General features: G+C 67.9%; 21 protein-coding genes. 7 read left to right on the forward strand and 14 right to left on the reverse strand.

Annotated elements, in window-relative coordinates; genetic code table 11:
• Positions 1 to 2 precede the first annotated feature (2 nt).
• On the forward strand, positions 3 to 584 hold the full coding sequence (locus RDCOP1_RS01390; RefSeq protein WP_072698274.1) for a hypothetical protein: 582 nt from the start codon (positions 3 to 5) through the stop codon (positions 582 to 584).
• The gene (locus RDCOP1_RS01395; protein WP_072698275.1) at positions 581 to 1096 is read left to right on the forward strand and encodes a hypothetical protein; all 516 of its coding nucleotides are present in this window, start codon (positions 581 to 583) and stop codon (positions 1094 to 1096) included. Before RDCOP1_RS01390 ends, RDCOP1_RS01395 begins: the two co-directional genes overlap by 4 nt.
• A gap of 102 nt (positions 1097 to 1198) precedes the next feature.
• On the opposite strand, the gene RDCOP1_RS01400 is transcribed toward RDCOP1_RS01395, so the two are convergent.
• Together RDCOP1_RS01400 and RDCOP1_RS01405 are read right to left on the reverse strand one after the other, a co-directional pair.
• Positions 1199 to 2440: an SPFH domain-containing protein gene (locus RDCOP1_RS01400; RefSeq protein WP_072698276.1), complete on the reverse strand. Its 1242-nt coding sequence runs from the start codon at positions 2438 to 2440 to the stop codon at positions 1199 to 1201.
• A gap of 3 nt (positions 2441 to 2443) precedes the next feature.
• Positions 2444 to 2884 (reverse strand): NfeD family protein, encoded by a 441-nt coding sequence (locus tag RDCOP1_RS01405; protein ID WP_072698278.1) that lies wholly within the window; start codon positions 2882 to 2884, stop codon positions 2444 to 2446.
• Between the two features lie 174 nt (positions 2885 to 3058).
• Here RDCOP1_RS01405 and RDCOP1_RS01410 point away from each other — a divergent pair, with 174 nt between their 5' ends.
• Positions 3059 to 3487, forward strand: a complete 429-nt coding sequence (locus tag RDCOP1_RS01410) for a pyridoxamine 5'-phosphate oxidase family protein (protein ID WP_072698819.1) — start codon at positions 3059 to 3061, stop codon at positions 3485 to 3487.
• 36 nt (positions 3488 to 3523) lie between these two features.
• Here RDCOP1_RS01410 and RDCOP1_RS01415 read toward each other — a convergent pair whose 3' ends face one another.
• A complete protein-coding gene (locus RDCOP1_RS01415; protein ID WP_072698279.1) occupies positions 3524 to 4357 on the reverse strand; it encodes a DUF3097 domain-containing protein in 834 nt (277 codons plus the stop codon).
• A 77-nt stretch (positions 4358 to 4434) separates the two neighbouring features.
• Between RDCOP1_RS01415 and RDCOP1_RS01420 the strand changes: the two genes are divergently transcribed.
• On the forward strand, positions 4435 to 5244 hold the full coding sequence (locus tag RDCOP1_RS01420) for an Rv1486c family protein (protein ID WP_072698280.1): 810 nt from the start codon (positions 4435 to 4437) through the stop codon (positions 5242 to 5244).
• Positions 5245 to 5250: 6 nt separating this feature from the next.
• Here the strand turns inward: RDCOP1_RS01420 and RDCOP1_RS01425 are convergent, their stop codons facing one another.
• Positions 5251 to 6084 (reverse strand): class I SAM-dependent methyltransferase, encoded by an 834-nt coding sequence (locus RDCOP1_RS01425; RefSeq protein ID WP_072698281.1) that lies wholly within the window; start codon positions 6082 to 6084, stop codon positions 5251 to 5253.
• 133 nt (positions 6085 to 6217) lie between these two features.
• Here RDCOP1_RS01425 and RDCOP1_RS01430 point away from each other — a divergent pair, with 133 nt between their 5' ends.
• Positions 6218 to 6892, forward strand: a complete 675-nt coding sequence (locus RDCOP1_RS01430) for a winged helix-turn-helix transcriptional regulator (RefSeq protein ID WP_072698282.1) — start codon at positions 6218 to 6220, stop codon at positions 6890 to 6892.
• 27 nt (positions 6893 to 6919) lie between these two features.
• Here RDCOP1_RS01430 and RDCOP1_RS01435 read toward each other — a convergent pair whose 3' ends face one another.
• The 8 genes from RDCOP1_RS01435 to RDCOP1_RS01470 form a co-directional block, all read right to left on the reverse strand.
• Entirely contained in the window at positions 6920 to 7999 is a 1080-nt protein-coding gene (locus RDCOP1_RS01435) for a ferrochelatase (protein WP_072698283.1), read from the reverse strand.
• A 19-nt stretch (positions 8000 to 8018) separates the two neighbouring features.
• Positions 8019 to 8825, reverse strand: a complete 807-nt coding sequence (gene inhA / locus RDCOP1_RS01440; RefSeq protein ID WP_072698284.1) for an NADH-dependent enoyl-ACP reductase InhA — start codon at positions 8823 to 8825, stop codon at positions 8019 to 8021.
• A 52-nt stretch (positions 8826 to 8877) separates the two neighbouring features.
• Positions 8878 to 9627, reverse strand: coding sequence for a 3-oxoacyl-ACP reductase FabG1 (gene fabG1 / locus RDCOP1_RS01445; RefSeq protein ID WP_072698285.1), 750 nt, complete (start codon positions 9625 to 9627; stop codon positions 8878 to 8880).
• 65 nt (positions 9628 to 9692) lie between these two features.
• Positions 9693 to 10673, reverse strand: coding sequence for a VWA domain-containing protein (locus tag RDCOP1_RS01450; protein ID WP_072698286.1), 981 nt, complete (start codon positions 10671 to 10673; stop codon positions 9693 to 9695).
• Complete coding sequence (locus RDCOP1_RS01455; protein ID WP_072698287.1) at positions 10670 to 11632, reverse strand: DUF58 domain-containing protein; 963 nt, start codon at positions 11630 to 11632, stop codon at positions 10670 to 10672. The genes RDCOP1_RS01450 and RDCOP1_RS01455 overlap by 4 nt, the downstream gene beginning before the upstream one ends.
• Positions 11629 to 12816, reverse strand: coding sequence for an AAA family ATPase (locus tag RDCOP1_RS01460; RefSeq protein ID WP_072698820.1), 1188 nt, complete (start codon positions 12814 to 12816; stop codon positions 11629 to 11631). Before RDCOP1_RS01460 ends, RDCOP1_RS01455 begins: the two co-directional genes overlap by 4 nt.
• A 347-nt stretch (positions 12817 to 13163) precedes the next feature.
• Positions 13164 to 14660 (reverse strand): NlpC/P60 family protein, encoded by a 1497-nt coding sequence (locus tag RDCOP1_RS01465; RefSeq protein WP_084722367.1) that lies wholly within the window; start codon positions 14658 to 14660, stop codon positions 13164 to 13166.
• Between the two features lie 381 nt (positions 14661 to 15041).
• Positions 15042 to 15602, reverse strand: a complete 561-nt coding sequence (locus tag RDCOP1_RS01470) for an Rv1476 family membrane protein (RefSeq protein ID WP_072698290.1) — start codon at positions 15600 to 15602, stop codon at positions 15042 to 15044.
• 351 nt (positions 15603 to 15953) lie between these two features.
• Here RDCOP1_RS01470 and acnA point away from each other — a divergent pair, with 351 nt between their 5' ends.
• A complete protein-coding gene (acnA, locus tag RDCOP1_RS01475) occupies positions 15954 to 18764 on the forward strand; it encodes an aconitate hydratase AcnA (RefSeq protein WP_072698291.1) in 2811 nt (936 codons plus the stop codon).
• A 109-nt stretch (positions 18765 to 18873) separates the two neighbouring features.
• The gene (locus RDCOP1_RS01480) at positions 18874 to 19440 is read left to right on the forward strand and encodes a TetR/AcrR family transcriptional regulator (RefSeq protein ID WP_072698292.1); all 567 of its coding nucleotides are present in this window, start codon (positions 18874 to 18876) and stop codon (positions 19438 to 19440) included.
• Positions 19441 to 19454: 14 nt separating this feature from the next.
• Here the strand turns inward: RDCOP1_RS01480 and RDCOP1_RS21660 are convergent, their stop codons facing one another.
• Complete coding sequence (locus tag RDCOP1_RS21660) at positions 19455 to 19706, reverse strand: helix-turn-helix domain-containing protein (RefSeq protein ID WP_231922945.1); 252 nt, start codon at positions 19704 to 19706, stop codon at positions 19455 to 19457.
• Positions 19707 to 19781: 75 nt separating this feature from the next.
• Positions 19782 to 21413, reverse strand: coding sequence for an ABC-F family ATP-binding cassette domain-containing protein (locus RDCOP1_RS01490; protein ID WP_072698293.1), 1632 nt, complete (start codon positions 21411 to 21413; stop codon positions 19782 to 19784).
• Positions 21414 to 21543: the final 130 nt, after the last annotated feature.

Consider the following 21543-nt stretch of genomic DNA (forward strand, 5'->3'; position numbering starts at 1 on the left):
GAATGTTCGTCTTGACGGTCGATCAACGAGGCAGTCGCCGGGATATCGACCGCGTGTCGGATATTCTCACCGAACTCCACGACCCGCGACTGCTCCGTCCCTTCGACCGTACTGCCGGCGACGAAGTCCAGGCCGTCGCCGACAGTCCCGGTGTCGTCGTCGATCTCGCTCTGGAGTTGCTCCGGCGAGAGCGCTGGAGCATCGGCATCGGCATCGGACCCGTCGAAACTCCCCTGCCGAAACAAACCCGCGCCGGACGCGGACCGGCATTCGAATTCGCACGCCGGGCTGTCGAACGCGCCAAGAGTTCCGTCGGGCAGATCGCCGTAGACGGCGTCGAGGCCGCAGCAGCGGAAGACGCCGATGCCGCATTGACCCTGCTCGCCGTCGTCGTCCTGCGGCGCTCTCCCCAGGGCCACGATGCTGTGGCGCTCGCCCGAACCGGCGCGACGCAGGCGCAGATCGCGGACGAACTCGGCATCAGCAAGCAGGCGGTGTCCCAGCGCCTGGCTGCTGCCGCGTGGCGTGCCGAAATCGCGGGATGCGCACTCGCGCAACGACTGCTGGAAAGGGCTGATCGATGACGGTTCTCGCACTGGTGTGCCTCGGCATCGCCGTCTTCGCACCCGCGCTGTCTCTCCGCCCCGCTCTCCCGGTCTGGGTGGGCGCGGCGGTGACGAGCACAGCGCTCGGGGGTGCTGCTTTGGCGGCGTCCGCGACCGCGCCGGTACAGGGAGTCGCGCTGGCCGCGACGCTCGTCCTCACGACTCTCGCGGCCGTGACGGGCGGCGGCCCGGCGGTGCTCGTCGCCTTCCGGATTGCCCGGCGTCAGCCTGACGCCGGCCCCGATCCGGCTCCCCCGCCCGGTCCGCTGCGTGGCGGCAGGGTCATCGGAGTGCTCGAGCGCGGTGGCGTCGCAGTGTCGATCCTTGCCGGGTGGCCCGAAGGCATTGCCGTCATCATGGCGGTGAAGGGCTTGGCGCGGTACCCCGAACTACGCGAGCCGAACGCATCGGAGCAGTTCATCATCGGCACCGCGACGAGCGTCTTGTGGGCATGCGCCGTGTGCGGAGTCGGCAACGCGCTTCTCACCTGACGTACCGGCTACGCGCTGTACCGATCACGCGCTGCACCGATCCCCCGTGCCGCGGGTGCCGGTCGCGGGTGACGAGGGAGTACGCCACCCGCGACCGGTCTCCTACTGCTTCGGAACTTCTTCGCCGGCTTCGCCTTCGAGCGACGGGACGGAACCTTCCCGCGCGGGCTCGGGCGCGGGAAGGGCCGACGATCCTGCTGCACTCGCCGCACCCGACGGCCGTTCTCCGGCTGCGACCGGAACCGCAGGGTCCACAGGCTTGCGCGCGACGGCCTCGGCCTCGGCCACCGCTTTCGCCACCACTGGATCGGTCTTCATGTCGAACCAGTCGCTGACCTCTTCCGAGTCGTCCTCGGGACGCTGAAGATCTTCGTCGACCGCGCTCGGTTCGAACCGGAACACCCCGTCCTCGCCCCGAGCGCCGAGCGCCCCTGCGAAACCTTTGAGTGCGTCACCGAAGTCGCTGGGCACGAGCCACACCTTGTTCGCGTCGCCCTGCGCCATCTGCGGCAGCGTCTGAAGGTACTGGTACGCAAGCATTTCGGGCGTCGGCTTGCCGGCCTTGATCGCTGCGAACACCTTCTCGATGGCCTTCGCCTCACCCTGCGCCTCGAGATACTGCGCCGCCCGGTCGCCCTGAGCACGCAGAATCCGGGACTGCCTCTCGGCTTCCGCTTCGAGAATCGCGGCCTGCTTCGATCCCTCGGCCGACAGGATGCGGGCCTGCTTGTCGCCCTCGGCAGTCTTGATAGCGGCCTCGCGGTGACCCTCTGCCGTGAGGATCGTCGCGCGCTTTTCGCGGTCGGCCTTCATCTGCTTTTCCATCGATTCCTGGATCGACGGCGGCGGATCGATGCTCTTGAGCTCGACGCGTGCTACGCGCAGGCCCCATCGGCCGGTGGCCTCGTCGAGCACGCCGCGAAGCTGACCGTTGATCGAGTCCCTCGAGGTGAGGGTTTCCTCGAGGGTCATCCCACCGACCACGTTGCGCAGTGTCGTCACCGTGAGCTGTTCGACGGCGGCAATGTAGTTGCTGATCTCGTACACCGCGGCCTGCGGATTGGTGACCTGGAAGTAGACGACCGTGTCGATGCTCAACGTGAGGTTGTCCTTGGTGATCACCGGCTGCGGCGGGAACGACACCACCCGTTCGCGGAGATCCACTTTTGCGCGGATGCGGTCGACGAACGGCACCAGGAACGTGAGCTGTCCCGACGCGGTGCGGAAATAGCGGCCCAGTCGTTCGATGACCGCGGCTTCTGCCTGCGGCACCAGGGCCACCGACTTCACCACCACGATCACGACCAGCACCACCAGCACGGCGAGTACGATCAGCGCTTCCATAGGTCAGACACCCCTCCATACGACGGCTGTCGCGCCGTCGATCTGCATCACGGTCACGGTTGTTCCGGGTTCGTACACTTCGGTGACGTCGAGCGGCCGAGCCGTCCACACGTCTCCGTCGATCTTCACGCGACCCGCGTGCTCGCCGACTTGCTCGAGCACCAGGGCGTGCTTGCCGGGCAACGCCTCGACACCCATCGTCAGCGCGGGCGGAACGGAGTACCTGCGGCGCAGGATGGGCCGAACCCCGAGCAGTAACACGAGCGAGAACACCGCGAACACCACGGCGTCGATCCACACCGGCGCATCGGTCACAGCGGTTACCGCGGCTGTGCCCAAGGCAGCGCCACCGAGCATCAACAACACGAAGTCGCCGGTAAGTGCTTCCGCCGCCGCCAGAGCCACGCCGGCAATCAGCCATATCAGTGCCGCCACAAGAACCATCGAACCATAATTCGGACATCACGGCAGAGACGCAGCTCACAGGCTCGCGAGATCGCGCAACCGGTCACCCGGGCCGATCCTCAGCACTCCACCGGCGTGTCCGTGATGATGAAACGCGACCGTCGGCGAACGGCACGGATCCTCGACTCGTCCTCGCCAGGAGGGAAGAGCACGATGACCACCCATCCAAGTTCACCGACTCCCGAGGATCTCGAGTTCCTCAGGCGCCCCCTGCACGGATTCCTGAGCGTGGCGGCAGGGCCGATTCCACCACAACCGCGTCCGGTCTGGTTCGAAGCGCCCCCCGAGGGCACCGTCGAACTGTTCACCGGTCCGGACTCACCGAAGATCCGACGGTTGCAGCGCGACCCGCGCGCCTCGATCGTCGTGGCCGCCCCGGTCGGCGAACGGGAACGCTGGGTATCGGTCACCGGTCACACCACGGTCTCGACGGACGGAGCACACGAGTTGTGTTCCCGCCTCGCCGCTCGCTACTGGGACCTCGGCGATCCTGTCCGCGCCGAGGATCTCGCCGGGATCCTCAGTGAAGACCAGGTCCGTATCGTCATCCACCCGGACACCGTGCGGCGGTACACGTACTGAGCCCCGGTCCGCGCTTCGACTTCATTCGCAGGTCGCTCAGTCGCCGTCGGGGTCGGTGACGAAATCCACCAGTCGTTCGACCGCACCGATCAGCGGTGCTTCCAGATCCCGGAACGACGACACCGCGCCGTAGACCCGGCGCCATCCTTCCTGCGGGGTTCCCCAGCCGAGTTCGCGGCAGACGCCGGTCTTCCAGTCCTGCCCGCGCGGAATCGTCGGCCAGGCTTCGATGCCGACGGCTTTGGGCCGCACCGCTTCCCACACGTCGATGTACGGGTGGCCGGTGACCATGACATGCGGGCCGAGGTTCGCGGTGAGCCGCTCCTCCTTCGACCCGGCGACGAGGTGGTCGGCGAGGACACCGACCCGGCGTCCCAGCCCGGGCCGGAACTCGGCGAGGCGCTCCGCGAGGTTGTCGAGCCCCTCGAGTTGTTCGACGACGACCCCTTCCACGCGTAGGTCGTGGCCCCACACCTGTTCGACCAGGGCCGCGTCGTGCACGCCCTCCACCCAGATGCGGCTCCCCCGAGCGACCCGCGCCTTCAGACCTTCCACGCGGGTCGAGCCGGAGGCGGACCGCGCCGGGGTCTGCGTCACCGGTCGCGCCTTCGGCCGAACGAGGGTCACAGGAGCCCCGTCGATGAGAAACGCGGCGGGCCGCATCGCGAACAGACGGGTGCGGCGCTGCCCGTCCTCGAGGCGCACGAAGTCGCCGTCATAAGTGCGTTCGATGCCGACGATCGCGCCGCACCACCCCGACGCGGCGTCTTCGACCACGAGATCCTTCTCGGCCTCGAGTTCCGGGACGGCTTTCTTCCGCTTGCGGTTGTGGCCTGCGTAGATGTCGCCGTAACTGTCGCGTGGATTCACGCCGCTCAACGTTAGGACAACGACGGCCGCGCGCGGTCGCCGCCACGCCGGACGACAGCGCGTCCTATGCTCGTTCCGTGAGTTCCCCGAGCCAGAGCCTGACGCTGTGGGCCGGCGCATGGCTCTCCGGCCGCGCAGCGCCCGACGACGTCATCGATGCCCTGCACGAGTGGGCGCCGATGCATCTCGTCGCAGCCGGGGAGCCGGACGCGAAACACCGCGCCGGACTGACCGGCCAGGACCCCGAGGACGGTGCGGCCGGACTGCTCACGGTGATCCGGCGCGCCGATCCGGTCGGGAGTGCGGGCATCCGGTTGCTGCTGCCGTCCCCCGGCGATGTACGCGGACTACCCATCGGCCTTCCGTTCTCCGCAGCAGCGACAACTGCCGGCGAAGGTGTGCTCGTCGGCGTGCCGGGAACACCGGGTCTCGGCCTCGTTCCTACCGTCGAGGGTCCGGATGTCTTGCGCTGGAACGTGTTCGCGGTACCGCAGGTGCCCGAACCCACCGACCTACCCGGACTCGGAGAAGCCGAGTTCACCATGCGTGAGGCGGTGCGTGACGCCGCCACGACGCTCGCCGGTATCCACACGGTCGGCGACGACGGGCGCGGCACCGACCCGCGTGCGGAGATCGCCACGGAACTGGCGCAGATCGCTCGCCACCGGTACCCGGACACGATCCCGCAGCGGGCCGTACGAATCCTCGACTCCGCCGATCAGGTGGAAGCGATCCTCACCGTCGCCGGTCGCGGTGGTGGTCTGCGTGCGGCGTCGGCGACTGCCACCGCAGCGCGCGAGGACGCATTACGCCCGTTGTGGACGGCTGTGAGAAACGCGCGGGTCGGGGCGATCAACGCGGCCCTGCACGCCACCATGCGCGGCTGACCACGCTCACCCCGCACGTCGCGCGGTGAGCAGGAGGTACTCCCAGTCCATCGCCCCACCGCCCAGGTCGTACCGTCGTGCGAGGTCGGCCAGATCGTCATCGAGCGCGGCGACCTTTTCCGGGTCGTCGGCGATCGCACGATAGACCGCGATGGTCGGACCGTAGTTCGCCTTGAAGAAGTCACGGAACGCTTCGCCGGTCGCGAACCGGTCGACTCGCAACGACTCCGTGCGCGCGTGGACATCGCCGACCCGCGATCCCAGTAACTCCCGTACGTGGTCCTCGTCGCCCCACAGGGGAGGCGGTTGCGCGCCGGGCGGCGGCGCGGGCGCGTACGGCTTCATAGCTGCGAACATTTGGCCGATGAAGCCGCCCGGCGTCCAGCTCAGCAACCCGATCCCGCCACCCGCGCGGGTGACGCGCACCAGTTCGTCCGCCGCCGTTCGGTGGTGCGGCGCGAACATGACTCCGACGCACGAGAGCGTCACGTCGACGCTCGCATCGTCGAACGGCAATGCCTCCGCGTCGGCTTCCTGCCACGTCACCGCCGCGCCCGCTCGATCGGCGGCGCGACGGCCGGCGTCGAACAGTTCGGGGGTCAGGTCGGTGGCCACGACGTCGGCACCTGCGAGCGCCGCGGGAATCGCGGCGTTACCCGCTCCCGCGGCAATGTCGAGCACCCGGTCGCCGGCCCCGACCTGGCAGGCCGAGACCAGTTTCTCCCCGAGCGAGGGAATCACCTCCGTCGCCACGGCCGGATAGTCGCCGAGGGCCCACATTGCCCGATGCTTCGCCTTGAGGGCACGGTCGACGTCGAGTGTCGTGCTGGATTCGGTCATCACAGATCTCCTCCCAGAGTGCGTCCCGGTCGTCGTGCGAGAAGTTTTCCGGGCGCACATCAACGGTAGGAACGTCGGCCGAATCGCATCCAGTCCGGAATCTGTACCGCCGAGGAGGCCTACTATTCGAAGCATGGGCTCGCCCTACCACCAGTTCTGTCCCGTCGCGAAAGCGATGGAACTGTTCGACGAGCGGTGGACTCTGCTCCTGGTCCGCGAACTCGTGCTGGGAAGCGAACGGTTCAACGATCTGCGTCGCGGACTTCCCCGGATGTCACCTTCGCTGCTGTCCACCCGGCTGCACCAGTTGACGGTCGCCGGGATCGTGCAACGGATCGCTGAAGGGTCGGAGGTCCGTTACGTGCTCACACCTGCCGGCCGCGATCTCGAACCGGTGGTGGTGGCGCTCGGGACGTGGGGGTCGCGGTGGACCGGGCGCCTCGGCGATGGAGACCTCGATCCCAAGTTGCTGATGTGGGACATGCACCGCAACGTCGACCACTCCGCCGTCCCCGACACCCGGGTGATCGTGCATTTCGTCTTCACCGGCGCTCCGCGGGGGTCGCGACGGTGGTGGCTTGTCATCGACTCCGGTGAGGTCGACGTCTGCGATGTCGATCCGGGCTTCGAGGTTTCGGTGACCGTTACCTCCGGTCTGCGCGAGCTCACCGAAATCTGGCGTGGCGAACGCGACTGGCCCGACGCGGTGCGCGGCGGCGCGGTGGCTGTCGAGGGACCGGTGGAGTTGCGCCGTTCCCTCCCGGACTGGTTCGTCCCGTCCCTCGTGGGGGCGAGACGGGAGAGGTAGCACCGCTCCTTACGGGCGACTCCGGGCTCAGCCTCGTGCGGCGGACGTGGGCCGGGACGGGCGCGCCGGAGGCTCGCAGCAACCGACCGCGCACAGCGTGCCGTTGCAGCCCACCCCGAATTCGGGTTCGGTGCCGCGCCGATGCGGCGTCGCGGTGCCGAGGCGTTCCTGCACGAGTTCCCGGACCATCTGCGCGAAACGGGGATCCGTTCCGGCGGTTGCCGCCCGCACGAACGCCATGCCGAGTTCGGCGGCGCGATCCCGCGCTTCGGTGTCGAGATCCCAGACCACCTCGAGGTGATCGGAGACGAACCCGACCGGCACCACGATCACCGAGGTCACGCCGCGCTCGTGCAGCGCGTCGATGTGGTCGACGATGTCCGGTTCGAGCCAGGGCACCTGCGGTGGTCCCGACCGCGATTGCCACACCAAGTCGTAGTCGTCGACGCCGAGCGCACCGGCGACCAGTCGCCCGGCCTCCGCCACCTGACGGCTGTAGAGGTGACCACCCGCATCGGGCGGGCCACCGGTCGCGTCGGCCGCCGTCGGGACGGAGTGGGCTGTGAAGACCAACCGCGCTGGAGCCGCGTCGGCCGGGAGTTCGCTCTGCGCCGCGCGCACGGCATCCGCGACGGCGTCGAGGAACAACGGATGGTCGTAGAACTGCCGGAGTCTGGTCAGGTCGGGTGCGTTCTCGACCACTTCCCGGGCCCGGCGGATGTCCTCGTGGTACTGGCGGCATCCGGAATATCCGCCCCACGCCGACGTGGCGAACACCAGGGCATTGCGGATTCCGTCGTCGCGCATGGTGGCGACGGTGTCCTCGACCATCGGGTGCCAGTTCCGGTTCCCGAAATAGATCGGCAGGTCGATGCCGTGCGTGTCGAACTCGGCGCGCACGGCATCGATCAGCGCACGGTTGAGCGCGTTGATCGGTGAGACACCCCCGAAGTGCAGGTAATGCTTCGCGACGTCGTCGAGACGTTCGGGCGGGATACCCCGGCCGCGGGTGACGTTCTCGAGGAACGGCCGCACGTCGTCGGGACCTTCCGGTCCGCCGAACGACAACACCATCACTGCGTCGAACGGTTCGGGGGTGTTCACCATGGAGTGCTCTCCTGACCTGTCAGGCGCCGAAGCCGACCTGGGAGTGGAAACCACCGTCGACGTAGACGATCGACCCGGTTGTACCGGGCAGCCAATCGGACAATACCGCGCACACGGTCTTGGCGACCGGAGTCGGGTCGTCGACGTCCCATCCGATCGGCGATGCCGCCGACCATCCCTCGTTGAGTCGGTTCATCTCGGCACCCGGCCCTGTCGCGTCACCGGCGATGGCTTTGGCGGCGAGGGTCTTGATCGGTCCGGCCGCGACGAGGTTGGAGCGGATGCCACGCGGCCCGACCTCCTTCGCGACGTAGCGGTTGACGGATTCGAGTGTCGCTTTGGAGACGCCCATCCAGTTGTAGAACGGCACCGCGCGAGCGGGATCGAAGTCCATACCGACGATGGATCCGCCCTCGTTCATGACGGGCAGCACGGCCTTCGCGAGCGCGCCGTACGAATACGCGGAGACTTCGAGGGCCACGGCGACGTCGCTCCACGGCGCGTCGAGGAAGGGGCTGCCCAGGCACGAGCGCGGCGCGAAGCCGATCGAGTGGACGACGCCGTCGATCCCCTCGGGCGCGAGCTCACGCAGTTTGTCCGCGAGTCCTTCGAGATGCTCGGTGTTCTGCACGTCGAGTTCGATCGCCGGCGGAACCGGCTGCGGCAGGCGCTGGGCGATACGGTCGATCAGCCGCAGTCGGTCGAAGCCGGTGATGATGATCTTCGCGCCTTGTTCCTGCGCCGCCTTGGCGGTGTGGAACGCGATGGAGGCATCGGTGATGATGCCGGTGACGAGAATGGTCTTGCCCTCGAGCAGTCCGCCCATGAGTGTGTCGATCCTCCAGTGAGATTCGGATGTGGTCCGGTACGGCCGCAGGTCAGTGACCCATGCCCATGCCTCCGTCGACGGGGATGACCGCGCCGGAGACGTAGGCGGAGTCGTCGGAGGCGAGGAAACTCACCACGGCCGCGACGTCCTCGGGCTTGCCGAGCCGCTGCAACGGGATGAACTTCTTCGCGGTGTCGCGCAGATCGTCGGACAGGTCCGCAGTCATGTCCGTCTCGATGAAACCGGGAGCGACGACGTTGGCGGTGATCGAGCGCGAACCGAGTTCGCGGGTCACCGACCGGGCGAGCCCGATCACGCCGGCCTTCGAAGACGCGTAGTTGATCTGCCCCGCCTGGCCGGCCATGCCGACAACCGACCCGAGGAAGATCATCCGTCCCCACCGTGCGCGCAACATCGCCCGGTTGGCCCGCTTGGCGCAGCGGAACGCGCCCGTGAGATTGGCATCGATAACGCTGGTGAACTGGTCCTCGGTCATACGCATGAGCAGGGTGTCGTCGGTGGTGCCGGCGTTGGCGACCAGCACCTCGACCGGGCCCTGGTGGGCTTCGACCTCGGTGAACGCGCGATCGACGGAGTCCGCGTCGGTGACGTCGCATACGACGCCGAACAGGTCTTCGGGGACACCGGACCCGCGGTGCGTGACGGCGACCTTGTGTCCGTCGGCCTGCAGTCGTCGAGCCACCGCGAGACCGATTCCGCGGTTTCCTCCGGTGACGAGCACCGACCGGGGCGTGGCAGTGGGGCGCGCGGACACGGCTGGGCTGGTTGCGTCATTCATGGCGACAAACCTATCTGGTGGTGGATCGCGCACGGAGCGGCCTCCGTGAGCAGCGACAAGAAGGATCAGGGCAGGCGCTGGCGGAGCACCATCGCGAAGACGAGGCCTGCCGCGACGGAGAGAGCACCGAGCATCAGCCACGGGCGGCTCGCGTCACCCCGCGTGGTCTCGAAGCCGATCTGCTCCTCGAGCGTGTTGTACGCGTCCTCGAGTTCCTCGAGACTCGACGCGGTGAAGAAACTGCCGCCGGACAGGTTCGCGATCTCCTTGAGCGACGGATCGTCGACCGGCACCGGGATGCGTTCGTCCTCGATCGTGACGGTTCCGGTCGAGGTCCCGAACGAGATCGTCGAGACGGGGATGCCCTTCTCGGCTGCCTGCCGGGCCGCGGTGAACCCTCCCCGCGGGTCGTCGGGGCTCTCGGGCACCGTCTGCTTGCCGTCCGACAGGAGCACGATCCGGGCAGGCGGCGCCTGATCGCTGCCGCCGAGCACCGCGGACAAGGTGTCGATGGACTGCATCGCGGTGAAGATCGCTTCGCCGGTGGCGGTGCGCTCGCTCAACTGGAGGTGGTCGATCGCCGTCTTGGTGGCCTCGCGGTTGGTGGTCGGCGACACCAGCACCGACGCGGTGCCGGAGAAGGCGACGAGCCCGAGATTGATTCCGGGGGTCAGATCGTCCGCGAACTGTTTCGCCGCTTCCTGCGCCGCAGCGAGCCGGGACGGCGCGACATCGGTCGCCTCCATCGACAGCGACACATCGATCACCGCGACCACCGTCGCGCGGTTACGGGGCACCCGTTGCTCCGCCGTCGGTCCGGCGAGGGCGACGGTGAGAAAGACCAGCCCGGCCAGCAGTAACGCGACCGGAATGTGGCGCGCGCGTCCCGGCCGATCGGGAGCGACCTTCTCGAGAAGCTCGAAGTTCGTGAATCGCAGGGTGTTGGAAAGCCTGCGACGCTGCACCAGCACGTAACCCGCAGCGATAGCCGCGACCACGACCAGGAACAGCAACCACCACGGGGAGGTGAAACCGGAGATGCTCACCGGCCCGCCCTCCCCGGCGCGCCGGCCGCGTAACTGTGCCGGCGGGCGGCGACGAAACGCACGACGTCGCTGATCCAGTCCCGATCGGTCCGCAAGCTCAGCATCGGGGCGCCGCAACTGCGCATCGCCTGCTGGACCGCATCGCGATGCGCGGCAGCAGCCTGGGCGTAATCGGCGCGCAGCTGAGGTGTCGTCGTGAACTCGCGGGTGCGTCCGGTTTCAGGGTCGTGCAGGACGACGTCTCCGAGATCGGGCAGCTCCAGGTCGCGGCGGTCCAGAACCTCCACCGCCAGCAGGTCGTGCCGGCCGGAGAGCGCACGCAACGACCGTTGCCAGTCGAGAGGCCCCAGGAAGTCGCTGATCACGACGGCGAGGCCGCGCCGGCGCTGGGGGCGCCGCAGAGCCTCGATCACCCCGCGCAGATCACCGCGCGTCCCGTCCGGTGGGTGCGGGACGGTGGCGATCGTGCGGAGCATCGACTGGGCGTGCGCCCGTCCCCCGCGCGCGGGGATCCGCACCGTGTCGCGGCCGGTGGAGACCACCGCACCGATCCGATTGCCCCCGCCGATGGTCAGGTGTGCGATCGCGGCGACCGCGGCGACGACGAGGTCCCGCTTCTCGCATGCGGCGGTGCCGAAATCGAGACTCGCCGACAAGTCGACGGCGAGCCAGGTTTCGAGTTCGCGATCGGCGACCGTCTGACGCACGTGCGGGTGCGTGGTGCGGGCGGTGACCGACCAGTCCATCTGACGCACGTCGTCGCCCGGCTGGTACTCGCGGGCGTCACCGGGCTCGGAGCCCGGTCCGGGAATCAAGCCGAGGTGATCGCCGTGCAGGACACCGTCGAGCCGCCGCCGGACGGTCAGTTCCAGGGTGCGCAGCGCAGCGGTCAGTGCGGGATCGCGCAGTTCGCCGGAACGGAAGGAGGGTGGCGACCCGTCGCGGGCGGGTTCGCTCACCGTTGCCCTGCACCTCCGTGCGGTCCGGGCGCCGGTACCGCGGGAGCGCCGGGTCGCGCGACCATGGGGGGACCCACGGGAGCGGGCGCCGTCGCCTGCGGTGCGACCTGAGGAAGCCCGACGGTCTGCAGGATCTCGGCGATGATCCGGTCGGGTGAGACGTCGTCGGCCAGCGCGTCGTACGACAGCACAAGACGATGGCGCAACACGTCAGGAATGACGTCGATGATGTCCTGCGGGATCACGTAGTCGCGGCCACGGACCAGCGCGAGCGCCCGGGCAGCGGAGATGATGCCGAGCGTCGCGCGCGGCGAGGCACCGTAGGCGATCCATCCCTGCACGTCGTGCAGACCGATCTCGGCCGGCGCGCGGGTCGCGAAGATGACCCGCACGACGTAGTCGACGAGGGCGTGGTGCACGAACACGCGACTGGCGATCTGCTGGAGGCGCAGCAGTTCTTCCCGCGAGAGCACCTGCTTCGGTTCCGGGGCGGCGATGCCCATGCGGTAGACGATCTCTCGTTCCTCCTCGACCGAGGGGTAGTCGACGAGGACCTTGAACAGGAAGCGGTCACGCTGTGCTTCGGGCAGCGGATAGACGCCTTCGTTCTCGATGGGGTTCTGCGTCGCCATCACCAGGAACGGATCGGGCATCGGGAAGGTCTTGCCGCCGATGGTGACGTGTCGTTCCGCCATCACCTCGAGGAGGGCGGACTGCACTTTCGCGGGAGCACGGTTGATTTCGTCGGCGAGCACGAAGTTCGCGACGACCGGGCCGAGTTCGGTGTCGAACTCTTCACGGCCCTGGCGGTAGATCCGGGTTCCGACGAGGTCGGTGGGCACCAGGTCGGGAGTGAACTGCACGCGGGAGAAGGTGCCGCCGACCACCTTCGCGAACGTTTCGACGGCCAGGGTCTTCGCCACGCCGGGTACACCCTCGAGCAGTACGTGGCCGCGGGCGAGCACACCGACAAGCATGCGCTCGACGAGCAGATCCTGGCCGACGATCACACGTTTGACCTCGTAGATGGCGCGTTCGAGGAGGCGCACGTCGTCGGCCGGGTCGTAGGCCTTCGCCGCGGGTTCCTTGGACGTGGTCACGGGCGCCGGGGCCGAAGCGGTCGCACCGGCGGGAGCGTTTCCGGAAGCAGCGATCCGTCCGGGTGCGCCACTATTGCCGGTCACACCACTGTTGACGGTCACAGCACCGGGTCCTGTACCACTGCCGGGTCCTGCGGGGCCGCTGTTGCCGGTTCGGTTCTCGGGGCCGGGGCCACCCTTGGTCGCTGCTCCGCTGCCCTGACCGGCGGCGTTGCTGGGATCGGCCGCACTCTTCTGCCCGTCCGCCGCCGTACCCGAAGTCCCGCCCTCGCGTGAGGTCACCAAGAATCCACCGCTTTCGCCTACGTTGATCCGCCGGAAATCGCCTGCTGCACCACTATGGCAGGTGTCGATTCAGTGTGTCGTAACGCCAGGCCCGCGGGGTGGAACAGTCCCACCGCCGGGTCACTGAGATCACGCTCACTTCACCGTCACGACACCATGCGCACCACATACGGTGTCATGCCGTCCCAGCGTACCGGCGAGATCATGACGTGCGAACCCGACTGCGGCGCCTCCAGCATCGTGCCGTCACCGAGATACAGACCGACGTGCTGGCTCGCGTTGGGTCCGTAAAAGATCATGTCGCCGCGTCGCATCTCCGACGACGGCACCTGCGTACCGGCGGTGTATTGGTACCCGGTGTAGTGCGGGAGGGAGATGCCGATGCCCGCGAAGGCGTAGATCATCAGGCCCGAGCAGTCGAAACCGACCTTGCCGAAGTCTCCGTAGGTGTCGGCGACACCACCGTCGCGTATGCCCCGGCTGGGTCCGTTCTCGTCTCCACCGCCCCATGCGTACGGCACCCCGATCTGGGAGAGTCCCCGATCGATGACGGTCTCGACCGCGGCCGTTCCGGTGAGCGACGGTGTCGAGCGGGGCGCAGACGGTGCGGACCGCGACGGAGACTCGGTCACCTCGTCCGCAGGATCGACTTCACTCCCGTCGCCCGGCCCCGTCTCGTCGCCCGAACCGGGTGAGGTGGCATCGAGGTCCTCTTCCGTCACGGCCGCAGCACTGGGTGTTTCGGCCACGAGCGGGCTCTGACCGAGATCGGTGTGGGGGCGGCGCCCGTTGGCCAGCTCGGCTGCGCGCGCGGCAGCGGCCGCGTCCGCAGCGACCCGGGCGCTCGCCGCCGACGCCTCCTCGCGGGCGACCTCGGCAGCGGCAGCCCGCGCGGCATCCTCCGCGACCCGCCGACGATCCCAGGCCACGTACTCGGCGCGCTGCCCCTCGAGCCCTGTGACGTTGGTGCGGGCGAAGTCGAGTTCTGCCTGGGCTCCTGCGCGCGATTGCTCGATCCGGTCCTTCTCCTCGGCCTGCCGGTCGAGTGCAGCAACGGCGACTGCGATGGCTGCTTCCGCGTCGCTCTTGCGTTGTTGCGCGGCTGCCGCGGCGGCATCGGCCTCGAGCTTCGCGGCGCGGGCACGGGAATGGGAATTGGCCTGCTCGGTGCGTGCGCGTTCGAGGGCGTCGAGCACAGCTTCGCGTCCGGTCGAGAGCAAACGCATCACCTGCGCGCGGTCGAGCAGGTCGTCGGGGCCGTCGGTCGACAGAAACGCCGCGAGCGACGCCGAATTGGATCCGCGGGTGTAGCTCTCGCGTGCGAACGAGTCGAAGTCCGACTGCGCGAGCGAAATCTGCGCTCCCGCGTCCTGCAGGGCGAGCCGGGAGGACGCGACAGCCTCTGCGGCCGCCGCCGCGGAATCCTGCGCGGCGTGCAGGTCGACCAGCGCACGGTTGACGTCCTCGCGTTGGACGGCTACCTGCGCGTCGAGTTCGGCGAGTTGCTGATCGGCAGCGGCGATGCGCACGATCAATCGGCCGATGCGGTCGACTCCGGCGGCTACTGCTGCCCCCGCCTCGCCGAGTTCGGTGTCCGACGGGTTGGGCGGCGGTGGCGGCACCGCCCCGGCCGTCGAGCCCATGGCGACGAGCACCGTTGTCGCCAGGCCGATTCCGGCGACGAACCGTGACACCCGGGTGAGGTGAATCCTCCCGTGGAAACCAGACCGTTTCACGTGCGCTCTCCCTCGGTCGTGCCGACCTGCCCCGAACAGTCGGCCCCGACGTCTCGGGGAGCGCGCGACGAACACCGCTCGCGGGAGCTCCGCGATCGGTCGCTGTCCTGGTCACCGGTCGTGGGCAGCGTCCCACGACTGGGGTTGTGACACACCTTCCCCAAGAGCGTCATCTGAACCGTACGACACAGCGTGCACATGTCGCACGACAGTTACGGATTTGTCTGCGGAAGGACGCACAACTCCGTAGATCACCGGGAAGTCCGGGGATCTACGGGACGCGAACCGTCAGGGGGTCGTGGACGAGCTCTCCGACGCAGGGGTCCGCTCGGCGGCATTCTCCGGTGCGGGGTGGTTCCGCCGGCGATTCTTCGCCCAGTAGGTCGCAGCCGAGGCCGCTGCCACGAAGAGAACGAGCAGGATGGTCAGCAGGGTCCAGGGCGGTGAAGGCTCGGTCACGGAATCGACGAAGTTCTTCGTCGAGACCACCGGATCGCCGGTGTAGGTCTTGTCCTCGGCGGCTTCGAGGGTGACGCGATCGAGGCTGTCGCTGAACGTACCGACCCATCCCGGGCTGAGGACCAGCACGGTGCCGCCGTCCTCGGCTCCGACTTCGGTGGCGAGGTCACGCAACTGCGAATCCATGCGGGGGTCCTGATCGATCACGACCACGCTGAGGTCGATACCGTTTTCCCGCGCGCGGGTCACCTGGGCGACGAGCTCGTCGACCTGGCCGGCCGGGGCAGCGACCTGGTCGTCACGAAGATCCGCGAGGATCGTCTCGACGGTGACACCCGGAGGGAGATCTGTGGCCGACGGCCCGGGGATTCGTAGCAGTGGCGCAGACATTTCTCTCCGGTAGTGCTGGACGGGAGCGTTCGAGCCGGTTCGCCGTACCGAGCAGCCGGCACAGGGAGCACCACGCTCGCAGGGCAACACCGAACAGTACGCGATGACGCGCGGGCGGTGCAGCCGCACCGAGGTTCCGGCGGACGCCCGGCGTGGCGTCGCACACCCCTACCAGCGACGTATTCTCGGTACACTCCCAGCTTTATTACAGGACAAGCGTACTGTTAGACTCTACGGTGAGATGCCGCGGCGGCACCGCACAGGAATTCTCCTCGGCGGACGTCGTGTGCCTCGCTTCAGCCGTCGACACAGCCCCGTCGGCGGCGAGCCGAAACGACGAGTGGAGCTGACGTGAGCACCAATACTGATTCGTTCGGCGCCAAGGGGACGCTGCAGGTCGGAGAGAACTCTTACGAGATCTTCCGCCTGTCGGCCGTCCCCGGCACCGAGAAACTCCCTTACTCCCTGAAGGTTCTCGCCGAGAACCTGCTGCGCACCGAAGACGGTGCCAACATCACCGCCGATCACATCCGTGCCATCGCCGAATGGGATCCCTCGGCAGACCCGAGCATCGAGATCCAGTTCACGCCCGCCCGCGTGATCATGCAGGACTTCACCGGCGTGCCGTGCGTGGTCGACCTCGCCACCATGCGTGAGGCCGTCACCACCCTCGGTGGCGACCCCAACAAGGTCAACCCCCTCTCCCCTGCCGACATGGTCATCGACCACTCGGTCATCCTCGACGTCTTCGGCCGCGCCGATGCGCTCGAGCGCAACGTCGACCTCGAGTACCAGCGCAACGGGGAGCGTTACCAGTTCCTGCGCTGGGGCCAGGGCGCGTTCGACGACTTCAAGGTCGTCCCGCCCGGCATGGGCATCGTCCACCAGGTCAACATCGAGTACCTGGCTCCGACGGTCATGACCCGCAACGGCCAGGCCTACCCCGATACCTGCGTCGGCACCGACTCGCACACCACGATGGTCAACGGACTCGGCGTCCTCGGCTGGGGTGTCGGCGGCATCGAGGCCGAGGCCGCGATGCTCGGCCAGCCGGTCTCCATGCTCATCCCGCGCGTCGTCGGCTTCAAGCTGTCGGGCGAGATCCAGCCCGGCGTGACCGCCACCGACGTCGTGCTCACCGTCACCGAGATGCTCCGTAAGCACGGTGTGGTCGGCAAGTTCGTCGAGTTCTACGGTGCCGGCGTCGCCGAGGTCCCCCTCGCGAACCGCGCCACCCTCGGCAACATGAGCCCCGAGTTCGGTTCCACCGCAGCGATCTTCCCGATCGACGGCGAAACCATCAACTACCTGCGCCTGACCGGCCGCAGCGACGAGCAGCTCGCGCTCGTCGAGGCGTACGCCAAGGAACAGGGCATGTGGCACGACCCGAGCAAGGAGCCGGTCTACTCGGAGTACATCGAGCTGGACCTGAGCACCGTCGTTCCGTCGATCGCCGGCCCGAAGCGCCCGCAGGACCGCATCCTGCTCAGCGACTCCAAGCTCGCCTTCCGCCGCGACATCCGCACCTACGTGGGCGACGAGCAGCCGGTCGAGCACAGCCAGCTCGACGAGGCCGTCGAGGAGTCCTTCCCCGCGTCGGATCCGGCCGCTCTCTCGTTCGCGGACGACGGTGACGACACCGCGAACAGCGTCCAGTCGGCCGCCAACGGTGCCACCGGCCGCCCGTCCAAGCCGGTCACGGTCAAGTCCGAGCAGGGCGAGTTCGTCCTCGATCACGGCGCCGTGGTCGTCGCGGGCATCACCTCCTGCACCAACACCTCGAACCCGTCCGTGATGCTCGGCGCAGCGCTGCTCGCCCGCAACGCCGTCGAAAAGGGTCTGGCCACGAAGCCGTGGGTCAAGACCAACATGGCGCCGGGTTCGCAGGTCGTCTCCGACTACTACGAGAAGGCGGGCCTGTGGCCCTACCTCGAGAAGCTCGGCTTCTACCTCGGTGGTTACGGCTGCACGACCTGCATCGGCAACACCGGCCCGCTGCCGGAGGAGATCTCCAAGGCGATCAACGACAACGATCTGTCGGTCACCGCGGTGCTCTCGGGTAACCGCAACTTCGAGGGTCGCATCTCCCCCGACGTGAAGATGAACTACCTGGCCTCCCCGCCGCTCGTCATCGCGTACGCGCTGGCCGGCACCATGGACTTCGACTTCGAAGCCGACGCCCTGGGCAAGGACAAGGACGGCAACGACGTCTTCCTCAAGGACATCTGGCCGTCCGCGCAGGAGATCGACGACACCATCAAGTCGGCGATCAGCCAGGACATGTTCCGCAACTCCTACGCCGACATCTTCAAGGGTGACGAGCGCTGGCAGAACCTGGAGACCCCGGCAGGCGACACCTTCGCGTGGGACGAGAACTCGACCTACGTGCGGAAGCCTCCGTACTTCGAGGGCATGACGATGGATCCGGCTCCGGTCTCCGACATCAAGGGCGCTCGCGTGCTCGCGCTGCTCGGCGACTCGGTGACCACCGACCACATCAGCCCCGCGGGTCCGATCAAGCCGGGCACCCCGGCCGCGCAGTACCTGGACGAGCACGGCGTCGAGCGCAAGGACTACAACTCGCTCGGTTCGCGTCGCGGTAACCACGAGGTGATGATCCGCGGCACGTTCGCGAACATCCGCCTGCAGAACCAGCTGCTCGACGGTGTGTCCGGCGGCTACACCCGCGACTTCACCCAGGACGGCGCGCCGCAGGCGTTCATCTACGACGCGTCGCAGAACTACCAGAAGGCGGGCATCCCGCTCGTCGTGCTGGGCGGCAAGGAGTACGGCTCCGGGTCGTCGCGTGACTGGGCTGCCAAGGGCACCAGCCTGCTCGGCGTCAAGGCGGTCATCACCGAGTCCTTCGAGCGCATCCACCGCTCGAACCTCATCGGTATGGGCGTCGTCCCGCTGCAGTTCCCCGCCGGCGAGTCCGCCGCAAGTCTCGGACTGGACGGCACCGAGGTCTTCGACATCGCGGGCATCGAGGCGCTCAACGAGGGCACCACTCCGAGCACCGTGCACGTCACCGCGACCAAGGAAGACGGCAGCAAGGTCGAGTTCGACGCCGTCGTCCGCATCGATACGCCCGGTGAAGCGGATTACTACCGCAACGGCGGCATCCTGCAGTACGTGCTTCGCAACATGATCCGGGGCTGACATCCCGATCGACCGCCCACATCCGCGGGCGGTCCACGCTGTGCAGTGACGGCGGGTCCGGGACGTCTCGTCTCGGGCCCGCCGTCCACTTCGGGAAAGGACGGTCGCGGTGCCCAAGGTCAGTGAGCACCACCTCGCCGCGCGCCGGAGTCAGATCCTCGACGGCGCCCGGCGTTGTTTTGCCGAGTACGGCTACGAGGGCGCAACCGTGCGCCGCCTCGAGGAGGCCACCGGCCTTTCGCGCGGCGCAATCTTCCACCATTTCAAGGACAAGGACAGGCTGTTCCTCGCGCTCGCGCAGGAAGACGCGAAGCGGATGGCGGACGTCGCCGCGAACGAGGGCCTCGTGCAGGTGATGCGGGACATGCTGTCGTCGCCCGACCAGTTCGATTGGCTCGGCACCCGACTCGAGATCACCCGGCGGCTGCGCACAGATCCTGAGTTCGCCAAGGAGTGGACCCGGCATTCCGCCGAGTTGACCGCCGCGACCGTCGGGCGTCTGGAACGGCAGCGCGAAGCAGGTCGTCTGCGCGACGACGTACCCACCGAAGTTCTGGTCGGCTATCTGGACCTGGTACTCGACGGGCTCATCGCTCGGCTCGCATCAGGGCACGCCGAAAAGGAACTCGGCGCGGTCCTCGATCTCGTCGAAGAATCGGTGCGCCGCCGGGACTGAACCCGGCGTGTCCCTCACGTATTTCTGTCGGCCGTCGCCGCTTTCCGGCGATTCGGCCCGCCTCGCCCGCGAAGCCGGACGTGCGACTCAACCAGCACGTTGTGCACGAACCCGTAGGAACGTCCGGTTTCGCTGGCGAGAGTGCGGATGCTCGCACCCGCCTCGTAACGGCGTTTGAGTTCTTCTTGCAGTCGGTCCCGCGAATCCCCGGTGATCCGGGTCCCCTTCGCGAACGTCGTCTGGCCACGATCGGGATTTCGCACCATCGGTTCCTCCCGGCGCCTCGACAAAGGTCCTGGTTCAAGGCTAAAGGACCGGAACGATCACCGGAGCGGATCGGATCATGCCAGCTGGATGAGCTCCAGATAGTCCTGAGACCAGTGGTCCTCCGTGCCGTCCGGCAGCAGGATCACGCGTTCCGGGTCGAGAGCCTCGGCGGCACCGGGATCGTGCGTGACGAGGACGACCGCGCCTTCGTAGCTCCGGAGCGCGTCGAGCACCTGCTCGCGCGAAACGGGATCGAGGTTGTTCGTCGGCTCGTCGAGGAGCAGCACGTTCGCGGCCGACGACACCAGCCCCGCGAGCGCGAGCCTGGTCTTCTCACCACCGGACAGCGTTCCGGCCGGCTGGTCGAGCTGCGGGCCGGTGAACATGAATGCGCCGAGTAGACCGCGAAGATCCTGTTCACCCGCGTCGGGTGCGGCGTGACGGATGTTCTCCCACACCGACGCCGAGTCGTCGATCGTGTCGTGCTCCTGCGCGAAGTAGCCGACCTTGAGTCCGTGACCTGGAACCAGTTCACCCAGGTCGGGCTTCTCCGTTCCGGCAAGCAATCGCAGAAGCGTCGTCTTTCCGGCACCGTTGAGACCGAGGATCACCACGCGCGAGCCCCGGTCGATCGCGAGGTCGACGCCGGTGAAGATTTCGAGCGAGCCGTAGACCTTCGTCAGGTTCTTCGCCATCAGGGGCGTCTTACCGCACGTGGCGGGCGTCGGGAACCGGATCTTCGCGACCTTGTCCGCGACGCGCACGTCGTCGAGGTCGTTGAGCAGTTTGTCGGCGCGCTTCGCCATGTTCTGTGCGGCGGTCGCCTTCGTCGCTTTCGCTCCGAGTTTGGCCGCCTGCTTGTGCAGCGCGGACGCCTTCTTCTCCGCGTTGGCGCGCTCACGCCGGCGCCGTTGCTCGTCGGTCGCGCGAGCGTCGAGGTACTTCTTCCAGTCCATGTTGTAGATGTCGGCCTCGCCGCGTACCGCGTCGAGGAACCACACCTTGTTGACGACGTCGGCGAGCAGGTCCACATCGTGGCTGATCACGATCAAGCCGCCGTCATGGTTCTGCAGGAAGCCTCGCAGCCAGGTGATGGAGTCCGCGTCGAGGTGGTTCGTCGGCTCGTCGAGCAGCAACGTCGTGTCCGATTTACCGCCGGAGCCGTCGGATGCGGCGAACAGGATGCGCGCAAGTTCGACGCGTCGGCGCTGACCGCCGGAGAGCGTGTTGAGGGGCTGGCCGAGGATGCGGTCGGGCAAGCCGAGGCTGTGGCAGATCCGGGATGCCTCCGACTCGGCCACGTACCCGCCGAGCGTCGAAAAACGTTCCTCCAGGGATCCGTACTTGCGGACGGCGCGGTCGCGGATCTTCTCGTCCACGGCCTCCGCCATCAACGCCTGCTGCTTCTCCATGCCGCGCAGGATCTCGTCGAGGCCTCGCGCGGAGAGCACACGATCCTTGGCGAGCACGTCGAGATTGCCCTCCTTGGGGTCCTGCGGGAGATAACCGACGTCGCCGGAGCGGATCACGGTGCCCGCATACGGTTCGCCTTCGCCCGCGAGAATCCGCAGGGTGGTGGTCTTGCCCGCGCCGTTGCGTCCGACCAGACCGATCCGATCGCCGGCCTGCACCCGCAACGCCGATCCTGGCGCGGAGAGCAGGGTCCGCACACCTGCGCGGACTTCGAGATCGGTAGCGGTGATCACAGGTGAGAACTCCTCGGTGACGACGGGGTGGGTGCCATGAACCGGCTGACGGGGCACACGAACTACCCAGTTTACCGTGCTTGCCCTTCCCCTCCGCGGTGAGATGCACTACTACTCACTGCCCCGAGTG

This window comes from Rhodococcus coprophilus NBRC 100603 (assembly GCF_001895045.1).
GTDB classification, from domain to species: Bacteria; Actinomycetota; Actinomycetes; order Mycobacteriales; family Mycobacteriaceae; genus Rhodococcus; species Rhodococcus coprophilus.

Excerpts from the sequence above, each read along its gene's own strand:
- RDCOP1_RS01390 (WP_072698274.1), top strand. The coding sequence starts at position 3 with ATGTTCGTCTTGACGGTCGATCAACGAGGCAGTCGCCGGGATATCGAC.
- RDCOP1_RS01395 (WP_072698275.1), top strand. The coding sequence starts at position 581 with ATGACGGTTCTCGCACTGGTGTGCCTCGGCATCGCCGTCTTCGCACCC.
- RDCOP1_RS01400 (WP_072698276.1), bottom strand. The coding sequence starts at position 2,440 with ATGGAAGCGCTGATCGTACTCGCCGTGCTGGTGGTGCTGGTCGTGATC.
- RDCOP1_RS01405 (WP_072698278.1), bottom strand. The coding sequence starts at position 2,884 with ATGGTTCTTGTGGCGGCACTGATATGGCTGATTGCCGGCGTGGCTCTG.
- RDCOP1_RS01410 (WP_072698819.1), top strand. The coding sequence starts at position 3,059 with ATGACCACCCATCCAAGTTCACCGACTCCCGAGGATCTCGAGTTCCTC.
- RDCOP1_RS01425 (WP_072698281.1), bottom strand. The coding sequence starts at position 6,084 with ATGACCGAATCCAGCACGACACTCGACGTCGACCGTGCCCTCAAGGCG.
- RDCOP1_RS01430 (WP_072698282.1), top strand. The coding sequence starts at position 6,218 with ATGGGCTCGCCCTACCACCAGTTCTGTCCCGTCGCGAAAGCGATGGAA.
- RDCOP1_RS01435 (WP_072698283.1), bottom strand. The coding sequence starts at position 7,999 with ATGGTGAACACCCCCGAACCGTTCGACGCAGTGATGGTGTTGTCGTTC.
- inhA (WP_072698284.1), bottom strand. The coding sequence starts at position 8,825 with ATGGGCGGACTGCTCGAGGGCAAGACCATTCTCGTCACCGGCATCATC.
- fabG1 (WP_072698285.1), bottom strand. The coding sequence starts at position 9,627 with ATGAATGACGCAACCAGCCCAGCCGTGTCCGCGCGCCCCACTGCCACG.
- RDCOP1_RS01465 (WP_084722367.1), bottom strand. The coding sequence starts at position 14,660 with ATGGGCTCGACGGCCGGGGCGGTGCCGCCACCGCCGCCCAACCCGTCG.
- RDCOP1_RS01470 (WP_072698290.1), bottom strand. The coding sequence starts at position 15,602 with ATGTCTGCGCCACTGCTACGAATCCCCGGGCCGTCGGCCACAGATCTC.
- RDCOP1_RS21660 (WP_231922945.1), bottom strand. The coding sequence starts at position 19,706 with ATGGTGCGAAATCCCGATCGTGGCCAGACGACGTTCGCGAAGGGGACC.